The 26,901-nt window shown below is 34.1% G+C and carries 27 protein-coding genes; 6 read left to right on the forward strand and 21 right to left on the reverse strand.

Features of this window, described 5'->3' with window-relative positions; translation table 11 throughout:
* Positions 1 to 314 precede the first annotated feature (314 nt).
* The 5 genes from PYW31_RS10960 to PYW31_RS10980 form a co-directional block, all read right to left on the reverse strand.
* Positions 315 to 656, reverse strand: a complete 342-nt coding sequence (locus tag PYW31_RS10960) for a YuzB family protein (protein ID WP_046837056.1) — start codon at positions 654 to 656, stop codon at positions 315 to 317.
* Between the two features lie 291 nt (positions 657 to 947).
* Positions 948 to 1,916 (reverse strand): sugar phosphate isomerase/epimerase family protein, encoded by a 969-nt coding sequence (locus PYW31_RS10965; RefSeq protein ID WP_046837055.1) that lies wholly within the window; start codon positions 1,914 to 1,916, stop codon positions 948 to 950.
* Between the two features lie 27 nt (positions 1,917 to 1,943).
* Positions 1,944 to 2,981: a Gfo/Idh/MocA family protein gene (locus PYW31_RS10970; protein WP_046837054.1), complete on the reverse strand. Its 1,038-nt coding sequence runs from the start codon at positions 2,979 to 2,981 to the stop codon at positions 1,944 to 1,946.
* Positions 2,982 to 3,000: 19 nt separating this feature from the next.
* Positions 3,001 to 3,717, reverse strand: coding sequence for a ThuA domain-containing protein (locus PYW31_RS10975; RefSeq protein ID WP_046837053.1), 717 nt, complete (start codon positions 3,715 to 3,717; stop codon positions 3,001 to 3,003).
* A 17-nt stretch (positions 3,718 to 3,734) separates the two neighbouring features.
* Positions 3,735 to 4,820 carry a Gfo/Idh/MocA family protein gene (locus tag PYW31_RS10980; protein WP_046837052.1) on the reverse strand — a complete coding sequence of 362 codons (1,086 nt, stop codon included), beginning with the start codon at positions 4,818 to 4,820 and terminating at the stop codon, positions 3,735 to 3,737.
* A 201-nt stretch (positions 4,821 to 5,021) separates the two neighbouring features.
* Here PYW31_RS10980 and PYW31_RS10985 point away from each other — a divergent pair, with 201 nt between their 5' ends.
* Positions 5,022 to 5,774, forward strand: a complete 753-nt coding sequence (locus tag PYW31_RS10985) for a MurR/RpiR family transcriptional regulator (protein ID WP_046837051.1) — start codon at positions 5,022 to 5,024, stop codon at positions 5,772 to 5,774.
* Between the two features lie 52 nt (positions 5,775 to 5,826).
* Here PYW31_RS10985 and PYW31_RS10990 read toward each other — a convergent pair whose 3' ends face one another.
* The 6 genes from PYW31_RS10990 to pta all read right to left on the reverse strand — a co-directional run bounded on the left by PYW31_RS10990 (position 5,827) and on the right by pta (position 13,262).
* Complete coding sequence (locus PYW31_RS10990; protein ID WP_046837050.1) at positions 5,827 to 7,440, reverse strand: alpha-glucoside-specific PTS transporter subunit IIBC; 1,614 nt, start codon at positions 7,438 to 7,440, stop codon at positions 5,827 to 5,829.
* Between the two features lie 238 nt (positions 7,441 to 7,678).
* Entirely contained in the window at positions 7,679 to 8,755 is a 1,077-nt protein-coding gene (locus PYW31_RS10995) for a phosphomevalonate kinase (RefSeq protein WP_046837049.1), read from the reverse strand.
* A gap of 12 nt (positions 8,756 to 8,767) precedes the next feature.
* Positions 8,768 to 9,751 carry a diphosphomevalonate decarboxylase gene (gene mvaD / locus PYW31_RS11000; RefSeq protein WP_046837290.1) on the reverse strand — a complete coding sequence of 328 codons (984 nt, stop codon included), beginning with the start codon at positions 9,749 to 9,751 and terminating at the stop codon, positions 8,768 to 8,770.
* A 5-nt stretch (positions 9,752 to 9,756) separates the two neighbouring features.
* Positions 9,757 to 10,680, reverse strand: coding sequence for a mevalonate kinase (gene mvk, locus PYW31_RS11005; RefSeq protein WP_046837048.1), 924 nt, complete (start codon positions 10,678 to 10,680; stop codon positions 9,757 to 9,759).
* A gap of 756 nt (positions 10,681 to 11,436) precedes the next feature.
* Positions 11,437 to 12,273 carry a lipoate--protein ligase family protein gene (locus PYW31_RS11010; RefSeq protein ID WP_046837047.1) on the reverse strand — a complete coding sequence of 279 codons (837 nt, stop codon included), beginning with the start codon at positions 12,271 to 12,273 and terminating at the stop codon, positions 11,437 to 11,439.
* Entirely contained in the window at positions 12,273 to 13,262 is a 990-nt protein-coding gene (pta, locus tag PYW31_RS11015; protein WP_101116861.1) for a phosphate acetyltransferase, read from the reverse strand. The genes PYW31_RS11010 and pta overlap by 1 nt, the downstream gene beginning before the upstream one ends.
* Before the next feature lie 164 nt (positions 13,263 to 13,426).
* Between pta and hemQ the strand changes: the two genes are divergently transcribed.
* The 3 genes from hemQ (at position 13,427) to PYW31_RS11030 (ending at position 15,920) form a co-directional block, all read left to right on the forward strand.
* The gene (gene hemQ, locus PYW31_RS11020) at positions 13,427 to 14,176 is read left to right on the forward strand and encodes a hydrogen peroxide-dependent heme synthase (RefSeq protein WP_046837045.1); all 750 of its coding nucleotides are present in this window, start codon (positions 13,427 to 13,429) and stop codon (positions 14,174 to 14,176) included.
* Positions 14,177 to 14,682: 506 nt separating this feature from the next.
* Complete coding sequence (locus PYW31_RS11025) at positions 14,683 to 15,456, forward strand: threonine/serine exporter family protein (RefSeq protein ID WP_046837044.1); 774 nt, start codon at positions 14,683 to 14,685, stop codon at positions 15,454 to 15,456.
* A gap of 11 nt (positions 15,457 to 15,467) precedes the next feature.
* A complete protein-coding gene (locus tag PYW31_RS11030; protein ID WP_046837043.1) occupies positions 15,468 to 15,920 on the forward strand; it encodes a threonine/serine exporter family protein in 453 nt (150 codons plus the stop codon).
* Positions 15,921 to 16,294: 374 nt separating this feature from the next.
* Here PYW31_RS11030 and PYW31_RS11035 read toward each other — a convergent pair whose 3' ends face one another.
* From PYW31_RS11035 to PYW31_RS11050, 4 genes are all read right to left on the reverse strand, one after another.
* Entirely contained in the window at positions 16,295 to 17,776 is a 1,482-nt protein-coding gene (locus PYW31_RS11035) for an APC family permease (protein WP_046837042.1), read from the reverse strand.
* Positions 17,777 to 17,838: 62 nt separating this feature from the next.
* The gene (locus PYW31_RS11040) at positions 17,839 to 18,201 is read right to left on the reverse strand and encodes a DUF423 domain-containing protein (RefSeq protein ID WP_101117528.1); all 363 of its coding nucleotides are present in this window, start codon (positions 18,199 to 18,201) and stop codon (positions 17,839 to 17,841) included.
* A 25-nt stretch (positions 18,202 to 18,226) separates the two neighbouring features.
* The gene (locus PYW31_RS11045; RefSeq protein WP_046837040.1) at positions 18,227 to 18,613 is read right to left on the reverse strand and encodes a DUF5327 family protein; all 387 of its coding nucleotides are present in this window, start codon (positions 18,611 to 18,613) and stop codon (positions 18,227 to 18,229) included.
* 2 nt (positions 18,614 to 18,615) lie between these two features.
* On the reverse strand, positions 18,616 to 19,272 hold the full coding sequence (locus PYW31_RS11050) for a uracil-DNA glycosylase (RefSeq protein WP_046837039.1): 657 nt from the start codon (positions 19,270 to 19,272) through the stop codon (positions 18,616 to 18,618).
* 577 nt (positions 19,273 to 19,849) lie between these two features.
* Here PYW31_RS11050 and thiD point away from each other — a divergent pair.
* On the forward strand, positions 19,850 to 20,680 hold the full coding sequence (gene thiD, locus PYW31_RS11055) for a bifunctional hydroxymethylpyrimidine kinase/phosphomethylpyrimidine kinase (RefSeq protein WP_046837762.1): 831 nt from the start codon (positions 19,850 to 19,852) through the stop codon (positions 20,678 to 20,680).
* Between the two features lie 124 nt (positions 20,681 to 20,804).
* Here thiD and isaB read toward each other — a convergent pair whose 3' ends face one another.
* On the reverse strand, positions 20,805 to 21,314 hold the full coding sequence (isaB, locus tag PYW31_RS11060) for an immunodominant staphylococcal antigen IsaB family protein (RefSeq protein WP_046837761.1): 510 nt from the start codon (positions 21,312 to 21,314) through the stop codon (positions 20,805 to 20,807).
* 279 nt (positions 21,315 to 21,593) lie between these two features.
* On the opposite strand from isaB, the gene vraX reads away from it, so the two are divergent.
* Complete coding sequence (gene vraX, locus PYW31_RS11065; protein ID WP_046837760.1) at positions 21,594 to 21,764, forward strand: C1q-binding complement inhibitor VraX; 171 nt, start codon at positions 21,594 to 21,596, stop codon at positions 21,762 to 21,764.
* Between the two features lie 401 nt (positions 21,765 to 22,165).
* Here the strand turns inward: vraX and PYW31_RS11070 are convergent, their stop codons facing one another.
* The 5 genes from PYW31_RS11070 to PYW31_RS11090 form a co-directional block, all read right to left on the reverse strand.
* The gene (locus PYW31_RS11070) at positions 22,166 to 23,578 is read right to left on the reverse strand and encodes an MFS transporter (RefSeq protein ID WP_046837759.1); all 1,413 of its coding nucleotides are present in this window, start codon (positions 23,576 to 23,578) and stop codon (positions 22,166 to 22,168) included.
* Positions 23,579 to 23,767: 189 nt separating this feature from the next.
* Positions 23,768 to 24,031 (reverse strand): hypothetical protein, encoded by a 264-nt coding sequence (locus tag PYW31_RS11075; RefSeq protein WP_046837758.1) that lies wholly within the window; start codon positions 24,029 to 24,031, stop codon positions 23,768 to 23,770.
* Positions 24,009 to 24,395, reverse strand: a complete 387-nt coding sequence (locus PYW31_RS11080) for a hypothetical protein (RefSeq protein ID WP_046837757.1) — start codon at positions 24,393 to 24,395, stop codon at positions 24,009 to 24,011. The genes PYW31_RS11075 and PYW31_RS11080 overlap by 23 nt, the downstream gene beginning before the upstream one ends.
* Positions 24,367 to 25,509, reverse strand: coding sequence for a thiolase family protein (locus PYW31_RS11085; protein WP_046837756.1), 1,143 nt, complete (start codon positions 25,507 to 25,509; stop codon positions 24,367 to 24,369). The genes PYW31_RS11080 and PYW31_RS11085 overlap by 29 nt, the downstream gene beginning before the upstream one ends.
* A complete protein-coding gene (locus tag PYW31_RS11090; RefSeq protein WP_046837755.1) occupies positions 25,506 to 26,879 on the reverse strand; it encodes an AMP-binding protein in 1,374 nt (457 codons plus the stop codon). Before PYW31_RS11090 ends, PYW31_RS11085 begins: the two co-directional genes overlap by 4 nt.
* Between the last annotated feature and the right edge of the window lie 22 nt (positions 26,880 to 26,901).

Genomic DNA, 26,901 nt, shown 5'->3' on the forward strand with positions numbered 1-26,901 from the left:
AAATATATTGCCTATAAAACGTTTTTTAATTATTCCTCGTAATTTACAAAAATCATATTGTCAAACTTCTTTTATCCATTCATTGGTAAAAGAAGTCTATAAAAAATCTAATATAGTACTCGCTCACTTCTCTTATTGCATGTTTTCCATAGCACTTAGTTTATAACAATGTGATAATTCCCATGAACACTGACAGTGAAATGCTTATAATCTCATATCATTAAATAATTCTGCATTAAAAAAATACACCTCTGTTTTAAACAGAAGTGCCTTTATTTTAAATAAGCTACTTATATAAGCGTCTCTTTTGGTGTTTAGTTCGTATTTTTTCGACGTGCTAACTTCTCTTTGAGCTTTTTATCTTGCTCTTCTTTACGACGCTTACGTTCTTCATTGCGTTCTCTTAAACGTTCTTCTTCTTCTGGATCTCTAGGTTTCTGTAGTTGCTTGACTACTTTGTCCATAAGTTCTTCTTCAGTCAGTGCAGCTAGCGGACGATTGTTCACAAACGCAAATGTTTTTCGTCTACCAGGGCCACAATAAGACTGACAACCAATTTCAATTTCTGCTTCAGGATCTAGCTTTGTTAATTTTTTTTCCAACGATTTACAATTAACACCCTGACAATCATCACAAATCAAAAATTTATTTTGCAACTACGTCTCCACCTTTCTAAATAGAATACTAATTTAAGTCTTACAACGTTAAGTTTCTGTTTTAATAATATAGACATATATCGATATATTCAATGTATTGTGAGCCTTATATTTACCAATTTCAACTCTACTTATTTTACTCTTTTCAGTAAAAATTTCAAGTTCTAAATTAAGTATGTAATGCAATAGTTCACCTATTTGTGTTCGCACAATGTGTATTCATAAATTAAAAAAGCAAATTATAATATGCGCATTACCCATACTATAATTTGCTTGAATCATATTGGTATTTTATGTCCACCATAGTTCTGGTGAAGCTTGTTCTATATTCACTGCTTTTAAATTACTCACGGCTTTATTAAATCCTTCTTCTATCGACATGATAGGATCTTCATGTTCTATACTTACTACATAATCATAACCGTTAATTCTAAGTGCGCTAATCATTTCCCCCCACACTTGTGGACTATGACCATAACCTACCGTACGGAATGTCCAAGCTCGAGTCTGTACATTACCATAGGGTTGCATGTCTGTTAAGCCATACATATTCACATTTTCTTGATCAATATATGTGTCTTTTGCATGAAAATGATGAATGGCATTTTCACGGCCTAATATTTTTATAGCAGCCACCGGATCAATACCTTGCCACCATAAGTGACTCGGATCCAAGTTAGCGCCAATAGCATCATTCGTTGCTTCTCTCAATTTCAACAAAGTATAAGGTGTATGTACTAAAAAACCCGCATGAAGCTCAATACCAATCTTCACGTTGTGCGCTTTTGCATAATCTGCTGCTTTTTTCCAATATGGTATTAACTTTTCTTCCCATTGCCATTCTAAAATCTTAGAATAATCTGTGGGCCATGGTGTGACTGGCCAATTCGGCAGTTTAGCTGTTTCATCTGATCCTGCTACTCCAGAAAATGTATTAACTACTGGAATCTTTAGTAAAGAAGCTAATTTAATCGTTTTAAATAACGTATCATGGTCGCGTTGTGCCTCTTCTAAATTAGGTGATATCGGGTTATTGTGACAACTCAACGCACTAATACTTAATCCTCTTTGCTGAATCGTTTCTAAAAATTTGTTGCGCTTATTTTCATCTGATAACAATGCCTCTAATGGACAAAAGTGATTTCCTGGATTGCCACCTGTACCAACTTCAATCATATCAACACCAGCACGCGCAACATAATCTAACATTTCCTCAAAATTTTTATCTTGAAATAAAACTGAAAACACGCCTATTTTCATATCCAACGCCCCTTTATTTTAATCATATTACAATCGAATACTATGACCCAATTCATCACTTTTATATATTGCATCTATTAAAACATTTATTTTTTGTGCTTGCATTGGTTGTACAACTAATGACGCTTGACCAAGACAACTTTTCACAAAATTAAGTGCTTGTCTTTGCGCAGCTATCTCCTCATCATGCTCAGCAGTTGCTTGTTCAGTAAAAAATGTGCCGAATCTCGGCTGGTAAATTTCAAAAGGATATAGACTGATTCCGCCATCTACACCAGAAATACTCAATTGTTTTGTATCTTCTTTAATATTGGCCGACCATGAACATTCAAACTGCATGGAAGATTTATCTTCAAAAGTAATAAAACTTGTGACATGATCATCAACATCAAACAATTCATTATCGAACGCCCCCCAGTCGTTAATCTGGTTAGGTATCTTACTGAGTCTATTGTAGGTCTTACCCATTACTTCTACTGGTTCAACATCACCTAACAACCACAATGATAAATCTAATAAATGACATCCATAGTCAATTAAACTGCCACCGCCTTGTAAAGATTTATTCGTAAAAACGCCCCATCCTGGTACTTTTCTTCTTCGTAACGCTTGCACTCGCGTTACCAATGCCTCACCAACAACTTTATCGTCTATAGCATTTTTGGCAGTAATAGCCGCATCTGTAAAACGGTAATGATATCCTATTGCAAGCAGTTTTCCAGCACGTGTTGATGCTTCTATCATTTGTTCACACTCTAACTGATTCATAGCCATAGGTTTTTCACAAAATACATGCACACCTGCATTTAATGCTGCAATACTTATCTCTGCATGAAACTTATTTGGTGTACAAATGGCCACAGCATCCACATATTCAAATAACGTTTCATATCGCTCAAATGTGTGCTCAATATGAAAATCTCGAGCAGTATTTTGCGCCAATGTCGAGTTGATATCTTGAACTGCAACGATTTCAACTAAATGGCTCAAATTTTGAAAAGATGGTATATGTCTCTGACGTGCGATGCCACCACAACCAATAATACCTACTTTCAACTTATCCATAGTATCAAACCTCCCCAACCTATTTCTCATCTATTTTTTCTAATGGTTGAGCATTTCCATATTGATGTTTCGGCGTTTGATTATTACACGCCCACTTCACACCATTTTTAATAATTTGTTGTACTTGTTTATTATAGTATGTCGGATAACTTTCATGACCTGGTCTAAAATAAAATATCTTGCCATTACCTCTCTTGAAAGTCACACCACTTCGGAATACTTCTCCACCTTCAAACCAGCTAATGAGTACCGTCTCATCAGGAACAGGTATATCAAAATGTTCACCATACATCTCTTCTTGTTCTAATTCAATGTAACTATCTATACCTTCAACAATAGGGTGTGTAGGGTCAACCACCCATAATCGTTCTTTTTCATCTGCTTCTCGCCATTTCAAATCACACGTAGTTCCCATTAATGACTTAAAGATTTTAGAAAAATGAGCAGAATGTAAAACTACAAGACCCATACCATCTAATACACGTGATTTTACTCTTTCTACAACTGATTCATCTACTTCTTCATGTGCTTTATGTCCCCACCAAATTAAAACGTCTGTTTGCTCTAGTAATTGTTCAGTTAACCCATGTTCTACTTCATCTAAAGTTGCCGTTTCCACATGATGTATTTCTTTTAAAAAAGAAGCAAGCGCGTGATGAATACCTTCAGGATAAACTTTTTTTACTTCAACATTTTCTCTTTCATGACGATATTCATTCCATATTGTAATATTCATATATTTTCTCCTCACTTTTATGCATTATCATTAAGATAAACTGCTTTTCCAGATTGCGCTGATTCATAAATAGCTTCTAATATCTGTGTTACTACAAAAGCCTCTTGTGGTTTAACGACAGGTTCCGTATCGTGAATGATGCTTTGAATCCATGAACGGGCTTCTTCTTCAGCTTCATCAATCTTTTCACTATCGTAGAAATCCACTCCTTCATTATCAACTTCAATTTTCGAAGTGTATAATGTTCCTAGATTTTCACCGTGAATTCTTAAGCCCTCTTTCATATCTGCACCACCATCTGTCCCAGATAAAGAGCATTTAGCTTCATCTACATCTAAGGAATTTAACGCCCAACTCGCCTCTAATACAATTGTTGCACCATTTTTCATCTTAATAAATCCGAATGCTGAATCTTCAACAGTAAAATGTTCAGGGTCCCATGGTCCCCATGCATTTGCAGCATTTTCTTTTTTGCCTAATTTATGGAAAGTCGAACCCATAACAGATTCTGCTTCATAATTATCCATCATCCATAACGTTAAATCTAAAGCATGTGTTCCAATATCTATTAATGGGCCGCCACCTTGTTTTTCTTCATCTAAAAATACGCCCCATGTAGGAACAGCACGTCTACGAATTGCATGTGCCTTACTATAATAGATTTCCCCAAGCTCACCTTGCTGCGTCACTTCATGTAAATATTGACTATCAGCTCTAAATCTATTTTGATAACCTATAGTTAGTTTTCTATTGTTACGTTTCGCAGCTTCAATCATACTTCTTGCTTCTTTGGAAGTTTTAGCCATAGGTTTTTCACACATGACATGTTTTCCAGCATCTAATGCTGCAACAGTTATGTCTTTATGTGTATTATTAGGCGTACACACATGAATGACGTCAATACTATCATCATGTAATAAATCATTGTAATCTTCATATACTCGTGCATTTTCCACACCATAATTTTCAGCTGCCTCTTTTGCTTTGTTAATGTCTATATCACAAAAAGCTACCACAGATACTTCAGTTAATTTTTTTAAACTTGGTAAATGTTTACCATTAGCAATACCGCCGCAACCAATGATTCCTACTTTTAACTTCATGATTTCATCCCCTTTTTAATTACCAATAAAAGAAAACGCTTACAAAAAATATTTTATAAACTTTTTTATACCTTTCATTCATAGTAAAATATAATGTTAAAAACACCAATAAGTTTGACGTATTTAGAAATTATATATTAAGATTAGAATGTATTTTCAAAATTCGGAAAATTTTCCAATGGATAGGTGGCCTCATTTCATATGATACTGGATCAACTCATAAATAAACACTTTGAACATTTAACAGAAAATGATTTACATATTATCAATGTCATACACCAATACAACGATCAAATTTCAAATATGAAAATTCACGACTTAAGTTTAAAAACACATACCTCAATTTCTACAATCCACAGGCTAGTTAAAAAACTTGGATTCGAAGGATATAGTGACTTCAAATTTTACTTGAAAATGGAAAGTAATGTACCACCTTCTCATCCAGTAGGCATCGATCCTATTATTGAAGATATTCAAAGAACTGTAGAACATCTCGAAATGTTCGATTACAAACCGCTTAATCAATTAATAGAAGCAGCGCCATTCATCTATATCTTTGGCACTGGCATGGCCCAACAAAATGTGGCACGTGAAGCACAACGTCATATGTTGTCCATTTCTAAAAAGTCTATTGTGCTTAATGATGAAACAGAATTTAAATTAGCTATCAATCAAATGAACGCTGATGATTTATTATTTATTATTTCTCTTTCAGGTGAAACTAAAAATTTAAAAGAACCTATACAATTAATCAAATCACGTGAATTTCGTTATGTGTCTATCACAACGTTACATGATAATTATATTGCTAAAAATGCAGCTTTCAATATATATGTTAATAGTGCACCAATTCAATTTTTTAATAAAACTGAGTATTTTAGTTTCACACCTTATTATGTTGTTTTTGACTTTATCGCAAGATCCTACCATAACTATAAAATTTCTTCAACATAAGGTCTTGTGTTGTTTTATATCGGAAAAATTATTTACAACTTATGAATAAATGCTAAGTGTCTTTATTTATAAGTTGTTCAAATGCTTCACGAACTTGTGATACAGATAAGCCGACAATCACTTGAACATTCTGACCACTCTTTACCAAACCATGTGCGCCGCCAGATGTTTTAAAGTAACTGTCATTTTTGACCTTTTCAGGATCTTTTACAGTAACACGTAACCTTGTCGCACAATTTGTTACATCGATGATATTACGCTTACCGCCCAAACCTTCTAAATACACATTTGCCTTTTCAACGTATTCATTTTCTGATGTTTGTTGATTTTCATTATTATGTTTCTTATTCGATTTATAGTCTTTTTTCGTATACAATTTTGTGTCGATATCTTCTTTTTCTCTACCCGGCATCGGTATATCAAATTTCAATATAATCCATCTAAATAGATAATAATATATAAATATGAAAAGAATACCTATTACAAACTGAGCGATATATGTCCCCCAATGTGTCCCAAATAGTGGAATCCAATTCGTAGCGGCTATTTCAATAAAACCGCCTCCTAAATTTCCTACTAATCCGAACATATTCATAATTGTAACCATTGTCGCACCTAATATAGCATGAATTAAAAATAAAAATGGTGCTACAAAAATAAAGGTAAATTCTAAAGGTTCTGTTATACCTGCAAAAACTGCTGTTAATGTTGCTGCAATTAATAGCGCGCCGACTTCTTTCTTTTTATGTGCTTTCGCCGTAGAATATATCGCTAGCGCAATACCAATAGAACCAAACATTTTAATATTTCCTTGTAGTAAGAAACCACCACCTGGATAGATTTCTTTTAATGGCTTGGTCGTTTTAGAGTATTCAGTAAGATGAGAAATCCAATAAGATTTAACACCTCCGTTCACAACAGCTGGACCATATTCAAATGGCGTATAAATAAAGTGATGTAGTCCTGTTGGAATTAATATTCTTTCTAAAAAATGGAATAACCATACACCAATATAACCAGATGAGGCTAAAAATACTTGTAATGATGCAATCCAATCTTGTACAATTGGCCATCCCCAGCTTGTCAGAAACGCTAACGGAATCATACAAAAGAAAGCAATCATTATAACAAATGGCGATCCTTGAAAAATACCCACAGATTCCGGTAATTTTTTATCATAATATCGATTATGCAGCCAAATCGCAATCCCTGAAATGATAAGTGCACCTATAATATTCGTATCTAAAGTTTTAATACCTGCTAATTCTGTGATTCCTGTTCCTTCACCTGCACTACCTTTAAAATCAACGCCAAAAGTAGGTCCCCATGTGCTTAATATGCCATTAATAAAATAATTAAACATTAAATAAGTAACTACGGATGACATGACAGCATGTCCTGCTGATTTTTTAGCAAGCGATATCGGTAATCCAATCACAAAAATAAGTTCAATATTTTCAAATAATGTCCAACCACCATTTTCAATTAACGACCATATTTGATACCACAAACTATGGCTATCAGCCAATTTTCCCATAATTGCCTCATTTTTAAAAAGTGTTGCGATACCAATGATAATACCAAAGAAAGGAAACAATAAAACTGGCACAATCATTGCACCACCAAATCTACGTATTGCTCCTCCAAATTTACGTGCTATATTCATAAAATCACCTTTTCGTTCGGTATTTTGAAAACGCTTTCTTAAAGTGATAATATGCCTAATTCACTTCTAGTTCAATGTTCGCTCAACATTTAGAGAAAAGATATCGAGGAATGATTTCTTTTTCACTAAATGGTAAATTTTCCAGTCTTTCACTACTTTGTTCTCATAAATAATTTCAACGCTTTTTAAAACCAAAAAAACAGTATTCTAATATTGCTACTAGAATACTGTTTCCTTATTATTGTCCGTTATATATATTAAATTCTAGTGGTTTTACTTCGTTTTCTATCCATTCATCATAAATCAAGCGCTTATTAATATCACTATTGATAATTGTGATACCACAATCGCCGCCGCCTGCACCAGACGTTTTAGCTGCGCCACCATATTTTTCAGCAACTGAACACAACACTTTTAAATGTGATGTTTCTATATCAATCGTAGCCTCTTTATCCATAGATTGTATAATTTCACGATTCAAGCGGATCATTTGCTGTACACCTTTAATATGATTCGTTTTAAACGCATGAATCAACTTTTCGACACATGCATGTGATCGTTCCAAGAATTTACCATAAAATGTAGGATCTGACTTCAAACGTTTAACTTCACTCACAAGATGATGAGATGAAGCTGGAGAACCAGTCCAACCAATAAGTACTTCCATGTTCTCAGGTGCCTGCAAAGGTTCAATATGAAGACCTGGCCAATTTTTCTTTAGCACTTCATTTACTGAAGTATCTTCTATTTGTTGTGAGACCCATTCATGATCAAAGGTGCTATATGCTAACCAACCTGTATAGACACTTACAGCAATATCTCCGCATGAGCTTAAGCTTTGTAGTTTCATATTAGCGATAACAGCAAGTTTATAGATATAGAGATTCGACAAATGCGTATCATAAAATTCATTTAACACTTTAACAACTGATACTAAGACTGCTGCACTTGAACCCAAACCATATTTATGACCGTTTGCATCGTCTAAATTACTATCAATCGTTAAATTAAAATGTTTTAGATGAATCTGGTTACTACGAACATATTGTTCAAATACTTCTATTGCTGTAATTACATATTTTAACTGTTTGGCTGCATGTACATCTGAGACTACAATTTTGTCTTCATTTCTTTGAAATGTTACAGGCTCATGATGTAAAGTCTTAGAATGTATAGTGCCATGGATTGCATTTGATTCTTCTATTGAAGCTGTTACAAAACGGTCTACTGCAATTAACACAGATTTATATCCAGGTTCAGTAACCGCGTATTCACCTGCAATATAAAGCTTTCCTGGTGCTTTTACTTGAATCATTTTATCTCTTCCTTATTCAATAATTTCAACGCCTGTACGTGTGATATCACTTGCAATCACTTGTTCTTCATCGAATGATTTATGTAGCGCATCTATTACAGCTTTTTGATTTTTCTTTTCCACTAGTATTTTAACATTGGGTCCAGCATCCATTGTAAAGTAACAAGGGTAGCCAGCTTCTCGACATTGATGAACAATTTCCATCACTTGATAACTATCACTTACCATATAAGTAAATGGTGGTTGTGCTCCTAAATTCGTAGCATGCATTCTTAAACCATTTGCTTCAATCACTTCACCTAATTGCGCAAAATCTTTTTGTTTGATTGCATGTTTAACTGCCGTTATATCTTCATCTACATGATCTAACCAATATTGATAGAAACGTGATGTATCACGTGTTAAAGACATACCGGTGCGGCTTGAAACTTTTTTCGACTTATTATTTATCACAACAAAAATCATCGCTAAATCATCTTCCCAATGGTCTGCCTCAATAGGAAAACTGTATGATGTCTTATCATTATGCCCTTTTTCCCATTCCACAAAACCACCAAAAATACTTCTAGATGCCGATCCAGAGCCCCTACGTGCGAGTCTAGATAAATCTTTATCTGTTAATTCTAAATTTAAAGCTTCATTACAGGCTGCTGCTAATGCAGCGTATGCACTTGCTGAAGATGCTAAACCTGCTGCTGTGGGAACAAAATTATCACTTTCAATATATGCATACATTGAAGTGCCACCTTGTTCTCGCACGATATTCATGAATTTGTTTATTTTAGTCGCTTCACTTTCATTTACAGCTTCTCCATTTAAAATAAGTGTATCTTTTGTATAGCGTTCATCAAATGTAACTTTTGTTTCTGTATAAAAGCGATCTAATGTCACAGATAAACTATTATTCATTGGAATAATGTAAGTTTCATCCGCTTTCCCCCAATATTTAATCAATGCAATATTTGTATGCGCACGTGCTTTACCACTATTAACCAATGTCATTAACCTCCTAAATATTCAATCCATGTATGATGTGCGCCTAAGCTCTGTGCGCTTTGTGCGATTTTTTCAGCAATTTCTAAATTTGTAGCAAGTACAATCATGCTACCACCACGTCCACCGCCTGTTAGTTTTCCAGCGATTGCACCTTGTTTTATACTTGCTTCAAGTAATGTTTCAATTTTATCATGGCTTACTGTTAAAGTTCTTAAATTATCTTGGCACAGATTGAAGATTGTAGCTAATTTTTCAAAGTTATGGTGCTCGATTGCATCACTTGCTTCAAAGACAAGTTTTCCAATGTGTTCCACATATTGCAGATACATTTCGTCTTCTTTACATAAATTATGAACATCTTCTACAGCTTGTTTTGTAGAACCACGTACACCTGTATCAATTACAACCATATATCCATTTAATTCCAAAGGTTTTAACATGGTTACTTCACCCTGCTGAAACCACACTGGTTTATTTGAAACAATAGTTTGCGTATCGATACCACTTGGCTTACCATGCGCAATACGCTCTGCCCAGTTAGCTTCCTCTATCAGTGTTTCATCTGATAAAGGTTTATTCAAATAGTCAAAACTTGCACGTACAAATGCTACTGCCATTGCTGCACTAGACCCTAAACCTCTAGAAGCTGGCAAATTCGTATCAATTGAAACTTTAATTGGCGTTGCTATATTGTACTTTTCTATAAAACGTGTAATGACAGCCTTCAAATGTTCAGGTGCGTATTCTAGCTCGCCATCATAAACATCACTACTTATGTATGAAGAATGTGAATCTTCAATAGCATCTATAGTCGCTCTCACTCTTCCAGTTGTAAAAGGAATGGCAATTGCTGGTTCTCCGAAAGTCACCGCATGCTCTCCAATTAATATTACTTTACCATTCGCTTCCCCGTATCCATGTTGTGCCATATTCTCAATCACCTTTAGTATATTCTTTAAATTTATATTTTATGTACTTCACACATCATTTTAGACGAAATCTTAATTTACGTTACTTCGCATATAATTATGCTACCGTAATAATTTCCCAGGAAATTTTACGCTTATTTCAATTATTCGACAATCTACTACACATTTATTTTAAGTATATATACTTGCTGTCTATGCTGGTATAAATATATAGATGTTTAGCTGAATTTCATTTTTATCATTATATATTATCTCATATTTTGCATATAATGCTATACATCTCAAGTCATAGTTATTTCTTCTATTATTATAATTATTCATAGTATTTAAAGTTATAAAAAAGTTAACACCTGCTACTAATTATAATCAATACGTTCCCATTATAAAACTCTGCGGTCTTATATTCAAAAAGTTAAGTTGAATTTCAATGAATTTATTCATAAACGTATTTTTAACTACACTTTCACTATATTACTTTTTTACCTTCTATAATTCAACAATTAGCAAAAACCAACCAGGAAAATTTCTTAATTAATGCATAATTATCACTCTTAATTTCCTGAAAAATTTGTTTCGAAATTTTAATCACTTTCTATATCATACGCTATTCAGAGCGTAACTATGGCAAAATATTAAATGTTTTGAGCTTTATATAGCTTGCTTTAAGTGTATGTATATTATATATATCGCTATATTTAATAAAAAAACGCAAATCGATATTTGTTAAACAAAGTATCGACCTGCGTTTTATTTATATTATTCCATTTTACGATTAATTTTTGCGTTACGCTCTATCATTTTTTCAAAATAGCCTTCATAACTCGCCCATTCATCATCTGTAATAGGCTCCATATTTAAACGTCCACCTAAATCTTTGAGTGCATATAATAATTGGAACATCACATCTTGTACGGTAATTGTTCTACCTAACAACGTTTCAAGTGAAGCCATACATAGCGGATCTATATTAGGATATTTGAATTTTGTTTCTTGTCCTTTTAGTGCGTGTTGGTAAAAAGCTCTCATCATAGCCGCACGTTCACTACCGTCACCTTCTACGCAAAGGTACACTTGAACAGCAATACCACCACGAACACGTCGCTGAGAAATGCCAGCAAATTTTTTACCATTAATACTTAAATCAAATTTCCCTGGACAATAAGATTGTTCTATCTCATGTGTTTCAATTTCCACATCTTCGTCTTCAAACATTTTAGCTATTAATAAATACATTACTGTAAATGCTTCATCAATTGTAATTTCATTTTTTCCTTTAAAAATAAGTGAAATATTAAGTATCCCTTGATCTAATACAACGCCAAGCCCACCGGAATTTCTTACAATCGCATTATACCCACGTGTTTCAGTTAGGTAACGTATGCCATCCTGTAAAAATGGTAAACGTGAGTCATGTATACCCAAAATAACAGTATGTTGGTGTATCCACGTACGTACCACATTACTAGATAAATCATTGCCCACACTTTCTGAAAATGTATCATCAAATGCAAATGACTGCATCGGTGCTAATCCAGATGAGTGGTCAATATAACGCCAATCTATACCACTAAAATATTTACTTGCTAAATCCATTATTGTAATGCTTGAGCAGCAGTGATGATTGATAAGTTATACACGTCTTCTATAGAACAACCACGAGATAAATCATTCACTGGTGAATTAAGTCCTTGTAATACTGGTCCTACTGCATCGTAACCTCCAAGACGTTGTGCAATTTTGTATCCAATATTACCCGCTTCTAAGCTTGGGAAGATAAATACATTTGCATCCCCTTGAATCTTAGCGTCAGGTGCTTTTTTCTTAGCAACTTCGGGCACAATTGCTGCGTCAAATTGGAATTCTCCATCAACAATAACGTCTTCAATGTTGTCAGCTGCAATTTTTTCTTGCGCTAAGCCTACTGCAGTTGATACTTTTTCAACATCGTCTGATTTTGCAGAACCTTTTGTTGAAAAACTTAACATTGCAACACGAGGTGTCATGCCAAAGCTTTTCGCAGATTTAGCACTTTCTACTGCAATTTCAGCTAAATCTTGTGCTTCAAGCGTAGGATTGATTGCACAATCACCAAAGATGTATTGCTCGTCTCCTTTAATCATAAAGAAGATACCAGAGGTTTTAGTTACACCTGGTTTTGTTTTAATAATTTGTAATGCTGGACGCACTGTGTCTCCTGTAGAGTGCGCTGCGCCACTTACTAGACCATCAGCTTTACCTGTATAAACAAGCATCGTACCGAAATAGTTTACATTTTTCAACATTTCTTGTGCTTGTGCTTCAGTCGCTTTACCTTTACGGCGCTCAACAAAAGCTGTCACTAATTCTTGCGTTAACTCACTTGTTTCTGGATCTATAATTTCTAACTCAGAAATATCCAATCCTTTTTCACTAGCTAAAGCCTTCACATTAGATTCGTTACCTAATAGCACAGGCGTAACATAATCTGTAGCTTGTAATTGAGTTGCTGCTGTTAATACACGTTCATCTTCACCTTCAGGTAATACGATTTTTACATTTTCACCTGAAAGTTTTTCTTGTAATACATCTAATAAAGACATAATGGCCTCCTCGAATTTTTAAATCTATTTATTTTCCATCACTATTATACGTCATTTTTTTATAGAATTCCATGTCACCAATTTGTAATCATTTGCTTATGTTATCTTCTTGCCTTTATGGTAGAATTTTGTTGTAAAGACAAAGAAACTTTAAAGGAGCGATTCAAATGCCACAAGCACCAGAAACATTAGACGGTTGGTATAGTTTACATTTATTATATGCTATTGATTGGTCTAGCCTACGTTTAGTTCCAGAAGAAGAACGACAATCTCTCGTAGAAGAGTTACAATCATTTTTAAATAAGCATGAACAGGCACGCACAAATCACGTTGGCGATCACGCACTTTATAATATTACAGGTCAAAAAGCTGATATTCTTTTATGGGCATTACGTCCTGAACTGAAAGACTTAAATGCTTTTGAAAATGAATTTAATAAATTAAAAATTACGGATTTCTTAATTCCAACATATTCATTTGTATCCATTATTGAATTGGGTAACTATCTTGCCGGAAAATCAGATGAAGATCCATACGAAAACCCGCATATTAAACCAAGACTCTATCCAGAATTACCACAATCTGAATATATATGCTTCTATCCAATGGATAAGCGTCGTAACGAAACATATAACTGGTACATGCTTTCATTAGAAGAACGACAAGAGCTTATGTATAACCATGGTAAAATTGGTCGTCAATATGCTGGAAAAATCAAACAATTCATCACTGGTTCAGTCGGTTTCGATGACTATGAATGGGGCGTTACCCTATTTGCAGAAGATCCATTACAATTCAAAAAAATTGTATATCAAATGAGATTTGATGAAACTACTGCAAGATATGGCGACTTTGGAAGTTTTTATGTTGGCCATATCATTACAAAAGAAAATTTACAAAGTCTTTTTTCAGTATAATTTACTGTCAGTAATATCTGCTTATATTGATTGTATTACTTATAACTGTCGACAAGGTCCATCACCTTGTTGGCAGTTTTTTGTTTTTATAATATATGCTATTGATTATAGAGATAACATTTATTGTGCTGATGCTTAATAATTCATTAATATGAATGCGTATAAATATAAAAAGGCACCCTTATTCAAATATAAGGGGCCTTTTTATGTAGTGTGTCTGGGAGAACTTTAAATCACTACTTCATTATTAACTGTTATATTGTCGCTACTCAATATATGTCTGTAACAGTTAACTAATATTATATTAACCTATTTGAAACATTTGAAACATAAATGACTTCCTAGAATTGTACAAAATTTATTTTTCCACTACTTTACTCATAAATTAATACGCCAATTCGTAATAATAAAGTGTTACAATGAAAAATAATAATTCAATAACTTATTCCCACCCAATGTTTCCATTAAGCATTGCGTTAGTTAAATACTTTATTATTGGTGATTAAATGACAACATACACTCAAAATATAGAAGGTTATGATGAACGATTAATTAAAGATGTTATCGTACTTGCTGGGAGAATTTTACTTGAATCTGGTGCCGAAGCCTCCCGTGTTGAAGATACAATGACACGCATTTCAACTACGTTAGGCTATACAGAGAGTCATAGCTTTGTTACAAACACAGTCATAAACTTTGTGTTGCATAACGAGTCATACCCGAGAATTTTCAGGATAAAAACGAGAGATACTAACCTCCATAGAATTTCAAGAACAAATGAAGTTTCTCGACAATTATCCTTAGGTAACCTTTCTCTTGAAGATGCTTATCAAGAACTAACTCAGATTCACACGGAACAAAGTATAAACCATGATTTACTTTTCAAATTTATAGCTTCTGCAATCATTTCAATCAGCTTTTTATATTTACAAGCTGGTCATTTCGTCGACGTAATTTCAACCCTTGTGGCTGGTTCCTTTGGCTATATTGTTGTCGAAATATTAGATCGCAAATTACACACACAATTCATACCCGAATTCATGGGGGCACTTGTCATCGGACTCTTTGCTGTAACTGGTCATTATTTCATACCAGGTGGTTCGATATCAACGATTATTATAGCGGCAGTAATGCCCATTGTACCTGGTGTATTAATTACAAATGCGATTCAAGATTTATTTGCTGGTCATATGTTAATGTTTACTACTAAATCTTTAGAAGCTCTAGTGACTGCTTTCGGAATCGGGGCTGGCGTTGGTACGATACTCATTATTTTTTAGGAGCAATGCCTATGTTTTGGATATTAAATTTATTATTTAGTTATACGGCTTCATTATTCTTCGGTGTCATATTTGATGTGCCGAAACGATTGTATAATACAGTTGGCATTGTAGGTGCTTGTGGTTGGATGATATATACACTTTTTTTCGAAGCCTTTCAATTACACACCATATACTCAAGTTTTTTTGGCAGTCTAGCACTTGGACTTTTAAGCCACATTATGGCCCGATTAAAAAAGGAACCCGTAATTCTATTTATGATACCAGGGATTATTCCACTTGTACCAGGTGGCCTGGCATTCGATGCCACTAAAAACCTTATAATATTGCAGTTCAGTAAAGCAATTAATACCATATTAGAAGTAATGTTAATCGCTGGTGCAATTGCATTAGGTTTACTTTTTGCCGATCAGATTTCAAAGCTCATTATTTCTGGGAATACAAAACGAAAAAAACGAATTTAAAATACAACGCTTTATTTAATGCAAACCAAAAAGCGACTCAACCCTTAGCGGACTGAATCGCTTTTTGATTTGCATTTCTTAAACAAGTACTTATTGATATTTAAAAATCCTCTGTGATATGCATCAAGAATTGTGCATTGAATCTAGCATATTGCTGTTACTATAGTAGCTACACTTTCTCTAACATTCTCAATCATATTTATACCTACTACACATTCCTAATAGGAAGCATCATGACAGCTCTACATATCTGGTAAAACAATATACGAATTAAAAGCCAACAAAGTATATGAACTTTGTTGGCTTTTAAAAATAGCACAAGTTATAACCATCACATGTAAATAACATGTTTTAAACTCTGGAAATCTTAAATACTATGCTTTATCTCCTTTATTTTCATTGATTAATATTTCCACTTCATCTTCTGTTCGATTCAAAATAAGTCTGCTCAGTTTATCATTATCCATTTTTTTCAACTTCGGATAACGTACTACAAAGAATATAAGACCTATCACTAACCAACCACCTAACGCAATGTAAGACGGCGCCGAAAGTGAAGCTGGCGAACCAGGAACTAAAAGTAGGAGTAAGAATACAAATGATACAATTGTGCCTATGATTGCAAATGTCTTGTATACTGGACCATATGTGTTACTCGATTTTTTATAACTAAAAAGTTTAGCTGCTGATAAACAAGTAATAAAGTATGCAATAGATACGCCTGTCGAAGACATGTCAACAATCCATGTTAATGCTGTACGTCCTAACCATGGTGCAATTAACGTAATAACCACTAAGAAAATAATTGCCACATATGGCGTTTTATATTTCTTATGTAACTTACTGAATATCGAAGGCATGATGCCTGAACGCCCCATTGAAAATAGCAAGCGACTAGAACTCATTAAGAATCCATTTAATCCTGTAAATATTCCCATTATTATTGCGATAGCTAATACAGCTAAACCGATATAACCAAAAGCATCTTGTGTTACTGCACCAGTTAACCATAAATTACCATTTAAGCTTGTAGAAGAAGTACTTAACCAACTTGTATAAAGTATCATCAATACATAAGTAAGTGCTGCAGCAAACAAACTATAAACGATTAATTTAAAAGTCTTATTAGGTGAAAAATCAAATTCTTCTGCTGTTTGAGGAATATTGTCAAAACCAACATATGCCCATGGCGCCACTGCCACAATCATAATAATGGAGGTAAACCAACCTTGCTTTTCATTTGTTAACGGCTGTAAATGTTCTAAAGAAAAATTACTGCCAAAAAATGATCCGAAAAACAATAGTAAGATTGTAATAACCATTGCCACACAGAAGTAAAACTGCAATGATCCCGACACACTAGAGCCTTTAATAGCAATGAACATAAAGACGATTAATAAAACTGATGCAATAAGTATTTCAGTAATATAAACGTCCCATCCTGCAATCGTATAAAGCTTGCCAGTCTCCAAAAGATCCGGCAATAAAAATTTGATTAATAAACTAAATGCTGTTGCGTTTAACGCTACAACACAAATGTACCCAAACGTTAAAAACCAGGAAGAAAAGAAACTTACGTATCTTCCAAAACCTAAAAAACTAAATGCAAATGCGCCACCAGAAACTGGAAAACGTTCAACTAATGCACCATAACTTACTGCGATAAGTATCATTAATAAAGCACCAATGACAATACCTATTGCTGCAGATATAGGACCAGATTGTCCTATCCAGTCACCAGGTAGAATAAATGCTCCCCATCCTATGCATGAACCATAAGCAATTGCCCACACAAATTTTTCAGATAAGTTTTGCTTTAAATCGCCTCTATCGACTTGATTGTTATTTTCACTCATAAATAAAATTCACCTCAGGGTTGTATTATAACCCCAAGGCGAATTCTTAAACAATTATATTTTTATAATTTAAACGTTCCGATGACGAGCATTAACCAACCAACGATAAATAAAACCCCTCCGATTGGTGTAACGGCACCAAGTATACGAATTTGTGTTAATGCTAAAATATAGAGAGAGCCACTGAAAAATACAATACCAAAGAATAATAACCAGCCTGACCAATTAACATTGATAGAAGTAGTACCACTAATTATGCCAAGAGCTATTAACCCTAGACCATGATACATTTGATAAGTAGTTGCCTTTTCCCAAACTGACATATATTTCTCTGATAATTTATTTTCTAATCCATGTGCACCGAAGGCTCCTGTTCCTACTGCCATCATTGCATTTAGTGCACCTAATATTATAAACACTTTCATCATATTAAATTACATCCTTCCAAATTTAAAAATCAAAAATTGAATCGCCATTTCCTATTTCATCATCAGTTACTAACTTATTAGATGAAAGTGAGGTATCTGAAACTGTATGCGGTTGTGCTTGTGACGTTACATTCCCACCCATTGCGCGAAGCTCTTCAGCAGATATTCCGTGATGATTTTGCTTTGTTTGAGACACTGGATTATCCATATTGCTTTGAGATGTCGATTTGAATGAGTTAGATACTGAAGACATATTATTATCTTTATAAGTTTGATTTGACGTATGTGTAATAAGACCGGTAAGTGTGTGAATGGCATACATATGCTTTTCAAACTCTACACTGTTATGTGCTTCATCTGCTTGCACTAGTTCTTGTTCAATCAATTGTATAATTTTCTCTTTTTCCATTTTTATTCCTCACCTTCACACCAATTTATAGGAGTCATCCCCTTTTCTTGCAAGTACATATTCGTTTGTGAATATGGTTTAGAACCAAAGAAACCTCGATAAGCAGATAATGGACTGGGGTGCGGTGACTGAATAACATGATGTTTCGCAGTATCAATTAATTTAATTTTCTGCTGTGCGGGTTTTCCCCATAAAATGAACACAACATTGGATAACTTCTTAGAAACAGCTGTTATTACTTCATCAGTAAAGGTTTCCCAACCAATATTTTTATGTGAATGCGCCTCACCTTGGCGAACGGTAAGTACTGTATTCAGCAACAAGACCCCTTCTTGAGCCCAATCTTGTAAATGAGGCGTAGTCCTTTTACAACCTAAATCATCTTCAAGCTCTTTATACATATTTTTGAGTGAAGGTGGAAATTTGGCATCTGGTTGTACTGAAAATGCTAAACCATGCGCTTGATTTGGCCCATGATAGGGATCTTGACCTAATATGACAACCTTCACATGCTCAAATGGTGTTAGATCAAAAGCCTGATATATATTATCTCTATCTGGATATATGATTTCTGTCGTATATTCTTTTTCTAGAAAATCATGCATAGCACTAAAATCATGTTTCGTGGTAATTTCATGAAAAACATCTGACCATTCCATATGCGTCTCACCTCATTTAATATATTAACATATCCCAATTACGTAAGTTAGAACCACTTCTCAATTTATTGAGATTAGTGGTTCTTATGCATGAGCCTTGGCTCACGTATTCCTTTTTACACTTCTCAATTTATTGAGATTAGTGGTTCTTATGCATGAGCCTTGGCTCACGTATTCCTTTTTACACTTCTCAATTTATTGAGATTAGTGGTTCTTATGCATGAGTCTTGGCTCATGTATTCCTTCTTTCACTTCTCAATTTATTGAGATTAGTGGTTCTTATGCATGAGCCTTGGCTCACGTATTCCTTTTTACACTTCTCAATTTATTGAGATTAGTGGTTCTTATGCATGAGCCTTGGCTCACGTATTCCTTTTTACACTTCTCAATTTATTGAGATTAGTGGTTCTTATGCACTCATGCGTTCTAGTCATATGGCATACAAACCTTCCAATTATCCTATCAAAAAATTAATTTCAAGGTCTTATTTTAACGCTTATATAACAATAACTACATATTTAGAATACTCGACAAACGTGATATGATATATTAAAAGATATTTAGGGAGTGAAGATTCATGGCATTGAAAAAAACATTAACAATTGCTGGTTCAGATACGAGCGCTGGTGCAGGTATGCAAGCAGATTTAAAAACTTTTCAAGAGCTAAACACATACGGCATTGTAGCACTTACCTCAATCGTTACAATGGATAAGGCAACTTGGTCTCACGATGTGACTCCAATTCCATTTGATGTATTCGAGAAACAATTAGAAACAGCAATTTCAATCGGTCCAGATGCTGTAAAGACAGGTATGTTAGGAACGCAAGAAATCATTAAACGTGCTGGTGAAGCATATATCGAGTCCGGTGCTAATTACTTTGTCGTTGATCCTGTTATGGTCTGTAAAGGGGAAAATGAAGTATTGAATCCTGGAAATACAGATGCGATGATTGAACATTTATTACCAAAAGCAACTGTCGTAACACCCAATCTATTTGAAGCAGGACAGCTTTCAAACTTAGGAACACTACACACTATTGAAGACATGAAAAAAGCCGCTGAAGTTATACATAAACAAGGTGCACAACATGTCATTATTAAAGGTGGAAAAGCCCTAGATCAAGATAAATCATATGATCTTTATTTTGATGGCTCACAATTCTATCAATTATCAACAGACATGTTCCAACAAAGTTATAATCATGGTGCTGGTTGTACTTTTGCAGCTGCTACTACGGCTTACTTGGCAAATGGAAAATCACCAAAAGAAGCTGTCATTGCAGCCAAAGCATTTGTCGCATCTGCTATTAAAAATGGTTGGAAAATGAATGATTTTGTAGGACCTGTTGATCACGGGGCATACAACCGTATTGAACATATTGACATTGAAGTGACTGAAGTTTAAAAATAATAATCTCACTTTAATATGTTGATACAAGCGAAAACATAGACTTCTGCTCGTATTATTTAATAGTAAACCCCCACACTGTAATTTGATATAGTGTGGGGGTTTTACATTCGCTCACCTTCTAAGATACTGTAACACTTTTCACATAACCATTAGTCATATGAAAAATAATATTTCCCTCGCCAACCTGATATTCATATAAGCCATCTGATGCACTTACCTTTTCACCATGAATTGGTGGCTGATATGTGAAATTCGCTCCAAATTGCACTCTCATTTCTTCTAAACTAACTGCATGCTCTTGTAAATCAAATTCAACTGAATTTGCTTTATCGCCATGTACTTGTTGGAAAATTTGATCATTAATGATTTTAACTGATGGCTGAGCTACATATTGACTGTTTACTTTAATACCATTAAATGTAACATTCCCTGAATTTAACCCATTATAAAAAGATTGACTTAACACAAATTTGCCGCCATCTGCTGTATATCCATAATAACTAAAGGAGGATTGCGTCGTAGTTGCAGTCGCTTCATTCTGAGAGATACTTCCTTCTGTAATGCTTACTCCAAGTGCAGTTCCGAATACCATACTAGTTGCTAACATTACTTTAGCAATCTTGTTCATAAAGCACCACTCCATTTCTTTTTAGAGTAATATTACTATTCAATTACAATGTTACATCTATATTACAAAATATGCAATGTGTATTTTATATAATAGCTAATTAAATGCTTCGTCTTTTGTATTATTTACTATGCGTGCTATGAAATTTACTGTTCTCTCAATATTTCACTACTTCGTCCTACGATAGTCGGATATGAAGTTGATACGGAAGCCCCATGTGATTGATTAATATATGTATTAGTATAATAAGTGTAGAGAGATAAAGGAGGGAATTACAACATGATTATCTACAAACAGGCTTTTGAAAATGGTAACCCCATATATGAAATTATCACCAAAACTTTCAAAGCGATAACTGTTAAATTCGATGAAAACTTCAGCAAAAACGAATTATATAAGTTACTCTCTCTACTTGAAGATGATATTGATAACATGAAATTGAGTTATTAAAAGCATTTTCAATCCATCGAAGAGACAACAGAAGTCCTATTGCAATAAAAAATTAGAAGAAACGATATACAAATAACTCCCGATAAGAACTTAAAAAGGTAACAAATCAAAGTATAGATAGGCCGTCCCCTTATCTATTACTTTGAATAACACATCCTTATAAACACTCACCCCTTATGAGTGACACATGAATTAGACAAAGATTGTCCCCTTTGTTTTGGCTTGGAGAGCAACCTCGAAGCTATTCTAATTCATGCGTCACTCTTTTTTATATGCAAAAAACATTTATTATGGTTACATAACATAAAAATCACCGTGTTCATCAACATTCTATTATTTTAAAAATAAAAAAAGACTCGAACTAAGTTCGAGTCGAGAACACATTTTATGCTTTATTTTAATTATACGCGCTTATCTTTTGCCCACCACATAGCTTTATCAGGATTATTTGCATAATACTCAGCTTCTTTATCAGTTTCTACATTTGGATAAGAACCTTTGAGTGATTTACCTGAAGTACTCACATGTAACAATGAAATGACTATAATACCTATCACACTAATTGCTGCCAAGTAATACGCAGGAGATAATGGATCACCTGTCTTAGCTACTAATGAAGAAGCAATTAATGGTGTTGTACCACCAAATAATGATACGGATACATTAAAAGTCACAGCTAATGTTCTATATCTAATATGTGTGTAGAACATTGTAGGTAATGAACCCGGCATAGTCGCTTCATAAGTTGATAAGAAAAAGCCTAAGATAAAGATTCCTACACAAATTAACACTAATGATGAAGATTGGAATAATGAGAATGAGATTACACTAAATACTGCTGTACCAATTAAACCAATTAAAAATACTTTTTTCTCACCTATTTTATCAGCAATTCTACCAAACATTAATGCTAATGGTATCATTACAGCCATAACCAATGTAATAAGTAAAGAAACTGTTGTACTATCAAGGTTTACAATTTCTTGTAAATACGACGGCATATAAGACGTTACCATATAGTTTGTACAATTAAAGAAGGCTACTGCTACGAAACATACCAATATATCTTTATAATAATATCTTACAATTGTTAAGAAACCTACGTTGTCTCTCTTTGTTTTAGTTGCTATTTCATTTTCATAAACTGGTGATTCTTCTAGTTTTCTTCTTAAATAGAAACCAAAAATACCTAAGAATAAACCAAGTATAAATGGAATTCTCCAACCCCATGATGCCATTTGGTCATCACTTAAGAAATAGAATAATAAACCACTTAATACTGATGCTGCTATATAACCTGATAATGTTCCTATTTCAAGGCCAGAACCAAGCGTATTTCGTTTTTTATCTGGCGTAGACTCTGCTACATACACCATTGCGCCTGCATATTCTCCACCTGTTGAGAATCCTTGTAATACTCTACCAAGTAAGAGTAATATTGGGGCCCAAACACCAATTTGATCATATGTAGGTAATAAACCAATGAGTAGCGTTGAGAATGCCATCATAATAATTGTTGTGGTTAATACTACTTTCCTACCGTATTTATCTCCAATCATACCAAAGATAATCCCACCTACTGGTCTAAGCAGGAACGCAATTGCAAATGTCGCAAATGTAAAAATTGTTTTGAGTTGATCATTTTCTACCGAACTGAAAAAGTTTTGTCCGAGTATAACTGCTAAATAAGAATATAGGCCAAAGTCAAACCATTCCATAGCATTGCCAATACCTGTAGCAAACACAGTCTTTTTGGCAGCTTTAGGATCCACCTTATTTATGTTACTTTTATCAAAATCCTTGTCATAATCCATGAACATGTCACTCCTTTAACATGTTATATTATTATACGTAGTTAATTTATTTTGTCAAATTGAATACAATTTTCTAATTTTTTATTTTATTATTTCTATTCAAAAAGCAATAAATTAGAATAAAAAAGAAAAAAGTAATCACATTTACTTTTTTTAATAAATCAACACTATATAAAAATACGCTGTCATTTAATTTTTAAGGATGTGGATTTTTACCCTCTTATCAAGATCCGAAACAATTACCTTCTCATTTTCAATATACTCAAAATGAATAAACTCATTTACTTCAACACTTTCAATGTACTTTATTTTATAAGCACTCCAATTTAATTTCAGCTTTGCAAAAACGATTTGCACTATCATTTGTCCAGGTACTATATGATTATGGATTGGATTTTCATCTTTTATAAGTTGTAAATATATTTTCACTTCATAGGGGGTAATTTGCATCATTTGAAATATCCTCCAAAAATATTTGTGTAATAGAAATACAATTTTCTTTATTTTTATTTATTTCTAATTTAAAGGTATATTTCATAAATTGACGCACTTTTTGTTTTCCTAAAAAATACATGTGGGCATTGTACTTTTCGTTTATATGAATTGTTGCCCTTTGGTCAATTTTAGTTTCCCTCAACAATATGTTTTGACGTAAAAACGGTTGGAACAGTTGAAATTCTGACCACAATCGTGCGCAAAATAAAGATGGAACTATAGTTGATGGTTGAAGCTTAAACAAATGATTATATGTTTGTACTTCTATTTCATCAAACATAATTTCTAATACTTCATGACCATCGTTCAAATAAGATTGCATTACCCATTCCACCCCCAATGCCCATCGTTGCAATTGTTCTATGGTGTTGTTCCATGTAAAATAATCTTGTTACTAACGCTGCACCACTTGCACCATAGGGGTGTCCTGTGGCAATTGCACCACCATAGATGTTTAGTTTCATTTCTGGTATGTTTAGTGCATGCTGACTTGCTATTACTTGAGAGGCAAAAGCTTCATTTAACTCGAATGCATCGATATCCTCTATTGCATAGTTTTGTCTTTTCAATAATTTCGAAACTGCTGGTACAGGCCCTATACCTAATAATGTTGGATCAACACCGACTGTACTACTGTCTATAAAATCTAACCCTGACTTAAATCCATAATCATGAGCGGTTTCCTTTTCCATCACCATTAGTAAGACCGCGCCGTCATTCTTCATACAGCAATTTCCCACTGTGATTGTTCCATTAGGTAACATCGGTTTCAAACGAGATAAAGTCCGCTGAGTTAATTTAGGTTTTATACTTTCATCTTTGTTAAACACTTTGCCATTGACATTAAAAGGCAGTATCTCTCGAGAAATAGTTTGATTTTCATATGCTTCTATAGCTTTTCTATGACTTTTCCAGGCATAATCATCCTGTGCTTCTCGTGGCACTTGATATACATGAGCTACTTTCTCTGCCGCTTCTATCATTGATGGGTCTTGTCCCTCTGGAGCAAAGGAAGCTCTCTCATAGAACTCAGGTAAATATGTCTCATATATAGATTGTGGCCTTTTAATTTTCCACGGTGCGCGACTGATACTCTCAACACCACCTGCTATGAATATTGTACCTGCACCTGCTTGAATCATCCGACAGGCATGAATAACAGCATCTAACCCTGAACCACACTGTCTATCAATTGTCACGCCAGGAATTTGTTGATTTAATCCAGCTTCTAGTAATGACTTCCTCGCTATATTTCCTCCGTTGCCAGTAACATTTCCCAAAATGACATCATCTATCGCTAACATAACCTGTGGATGCACATCTTTGAAATGGTTAAACAAAGGTTTTAATAATTGTTCAGGTTCTAAATGTTTAACCATTCCTCCATATTTACCGAAAGCCGTTCTTTTAGCTGCTACGATAACCGCTTCTTTCATGAGTTAAATCCTCCTTCTAAATAGCGCTGTTTCATTTGCTTACGTGCGATTTTACCACTTTGTGTGTATTCCATTTTATCTACTTTAATTAGTTTCGATGGTATTTGATACCGTGCTAAATGCTTTGATAAAAAGGTTTTACATGCTCGGTATGATACCTTTATATCACCTGTGTAAAGTAAAACTGAAATTTCTCCAAATTTTGCATGAGGTACTCCAATAACTAACACCTCATCAAAATATTCATAGGATTGCGCCACACGTTCAACTTCAGTAGGATAAACATTGCTTCCGCCAATAATCATACGGTCATATTTGCGACCGTGTAAAAATAAATATCCTTGTTTATCAAGTGAAGCAAAGTCTCCGGTTTCTATCCATTCTTTTTCTGAATCTTCGTCACCAACATAACCACTGAACGCCATATTACTTTGAATATTTAATAAACCTACCCCCTTTTCATCTCGATTGATTAATTGGATATTCACATTCTCAAAAGGCATGCCTACGGAATAAAGAGGAGCTTTATCATGGTAATTATAGCTAATAAAACTTGCTTCAGAGGTACCAAAAAACTCTATTAAACTAGCATTAGGTAGAAGTTGTTCTACTCTATTTCTAATTTTATATTGGAGCTTATCCCCCGTTGTAAAAATATAATGCCGCTGATATATCACTGTACGATGCGCAGTGTATGCTTCTAACATTGTAGGTACTAAAAACATAGCCACATGCTTACACTTAAGAAGCTGTATAGAATGTAATAAATTAGTCGCATCAAAGTGCGTTTGTCCTATAAATGTTCTCCCACTATACAATGCATAGATACATGCGTATAAAGATAACGAATGAGACAAAGGCCCTGGTGCAACTATCACATCTACCGTTGTATCAAAGAGCTTGTCATTCTGTTCAAATGAATAAATCCATGAAAGCTCGTTACGGTAATAGGCTTTTGGCAAACCGGTTGTTCCGGATGTAAATCCAACATGTAATAATGTCGCATCTTGCTTAATTAATTTACTATCTTGCTTCATCATCTTGATAACTTGATTATTACTATCAATAATAAAAGACATTCCATAATAGCTTATTAAAGTATCTATTTGTTGTTGCGACCACCTATAATCTAATAAACACGGAATACAGTCCTTTTCTAACAAAGCTAAATAATAAGTAATTGTTTGTAACGGATCTTCTATAATTAATGCTACATAACTCTGTCTCGGAATTTCATATAACGATTGCGCGCACTGCTGAACATTTTGTTCTAATGTTTGATAACTCACAGCAGATTGTTCAAATTTTAATGCACACTGGCTGGGTTGCACCCGTGCATGTTGTCTCATTTTATTTAACAGTTCTAACATCTAATCACACCATTTTGTAAAC

The sequence above is a fragment of the Staphylococcus succinus genome (assembly GCF_029024945.1).
GTDB classification, from domain to species: domain Bacteria; phylum Bacillota; class Bacilli; order Staphylococcales; family Staphylococcaceae; genus Staphylococcus; species Staphylococcus succinus.

What these genes read in the sequence shown, in the direction of transcription:
- PYW31_RS10965 (WP_046837055.1), bottom strand. Translation starts at nt 1,916, where the DNA reads ATGAAAATAGGCGTGTTTTCAGTTTTATTTCAAGATAAAAATTTTGAG.
- PYW31_RS10970 (WP_046837054.1), bottom strand. Translation starts at nt 2,981, where the DNA reads ATGGATAAGTTGAAAGTAGGTATTATTGGTTGTGGTGGCATCGCACGT.
- PYW31_RS10975 (WP_046837053.1), bottom strand. Translation starts at nt 3,717, where the DNA reads ATGAATATTACAATATGGAATGAATATCGTCATGAAAGAGAAAATGTT.
- PYW31_RS10980 (WP_046837052.1), bottom strand. Translation starts at nt 4,820, where the DNA reads ATGAAGTTAAAAGTAGGAATCATTGGTTGCGGCGGTATTGCTAATGGT.
- PYW31_RS10985 (WP_046837051.1), top strand. Translation starts at nt 5,022, where the DNA reads ATGATACTGGATCAACTCATAAATAAACACTTTGAACATTTAACAGAA.
- PYW31_RS10990 (WP_046837050.1), bottom strand. Translation starts at nt 7,440, where the DNA reads ATGAATATAGCACGTAAATTTGGAGGAGCAATACGTAGATTTGGTGGT.
- PYW31_RS10995 (WP_046837049.1), bottom strand. Translation starts at nt 8,755, where the DNA reads ATGATTCAAGTAAAAGCACCAGGAAAGCTTTATATTGCAGGTGAATAC.
- mvk (WP_046837048.1), bottom strand. Translation starts at nt 10,680, where the DNA reads ATGGCACAACATGGATACGGGGAAGCGAATGGTAAAGTAATATTAATT.
- PYW31_RS11010 (WP_046837047.1), bottom strand. Translation starts at nt 12,273, where the DNA reads ATGGATTTAGCAAGTAAATATTTTAGTGGTATAGATTGGCGTTATATT.
- hemQ (WP_046837045.1), top strand. Translation starts at nt 13,427, where the DNA reads ATGCCACAAGCACCAGAAACATTAGACGGTTGGTATAGTTTACATTTA.
- PYW31_RS11025 (WP_046837044.1), top strand. Translation starts at nt 14,683, where the DNA reads ATGACAACATACACTCAAAATATAGAAGGTTATGATGAACGATTAATT.
- PYW31_RS11030 (WP_046837043.1), top strand. Translation starts at nt 15,468, where the DNA reads ATGTTTTGGATATTAAATTTATTATTTAGTTATACGGCTTCATTATTC.
- PYW31_RS11035 (WP_046837042.1), bottom strand. Translation starts at nt 17,776, where the DNA reads ATGAGTGAAAATAACAATCAAGTCGATAGAGGCGATTTAAAGCAAAAC.
- PYW31_RS11040 (WP_101117528.1), bottom strand. Translation starts at nt 18,201, where the DNA reads ATGAAAGTGTTTATAATATTAGGTGCACTAAATGCAATGATGGCAGTA.
- PYW31_RS11045 (WP_046837040.1), bottom strand. Translation starts at nt 18,613, where the DNA reads ATGGAAAAAGAGAAAATTATACAATTGATTGAACAAGAACTAGTGCAA.
- PYW31_RS11050 (WP_046837039.1), bottom strand. Translation starts at nt 19,272, where the DNA reads ATGGAATGGTCAGATGTTTTTCATGAAATTACCACGAAACATGATTTT.
- thiD (WP_046837762.1), top strand. Translation starts at nt 19,850, where the DNA reads ATGGCATTGAAAAAAACATTAACAATTGCTGGTTCAGATACGAGCGCT.
- isaB (WP_046837761.1), bottom strand. Translation starts at nt 21,314, where the DNA reads ATGAACAAGATTGCTAAAGTAATGTTAGCAACTAGTATGGTATTCGGA.
- vraX (WP_046837760.1), top strand. Translation starts at nt 21,594, where the DNA reads ATGATTATCTACAAACAGGCTTTTGAAAATGGTAACCCCATATATGAA.
- PYW31_RS11070 (WP_046837759.1), bottom strand. Translation starts at nt 23,578, where the DNA reads ATGGATTATGACAAGGATTTTGATAAAAGTAACATAAATAAGGTGGAT.
- PYW31_RS11075 (WP_046837758.1), bottom strand. Translation starts at nt 24,031, where the DNA reads ATGATGCAAATTACCCCCTATGAAGTGAAAATATATTTACAACTTATA.
- PYW31_RS11080 (WP_046837757.1), bottom strand. Translation starts at nt 24,395, where the DNA reads ATGCAATCTTATTTGAACGATGGTCATGAAGTATTAGAAATTATGTTT.
- PYW31_RS11085 (WP_046837756.1), bottom strand. Translation starts at nt 25,509, where the DNA reads ATGAAAGAAGCGGTTATCGTAGCAGCTAAAAGAACGGCTTTCGGTAAA.
- PYW31_RS11090 (WP_046837755.1), bottom strand. Translation starts at nt 26,879, where the DNA reads ATGTTAGAACTGTTAAATAAAATGAGACAACATGCACGGGTGCAACCC.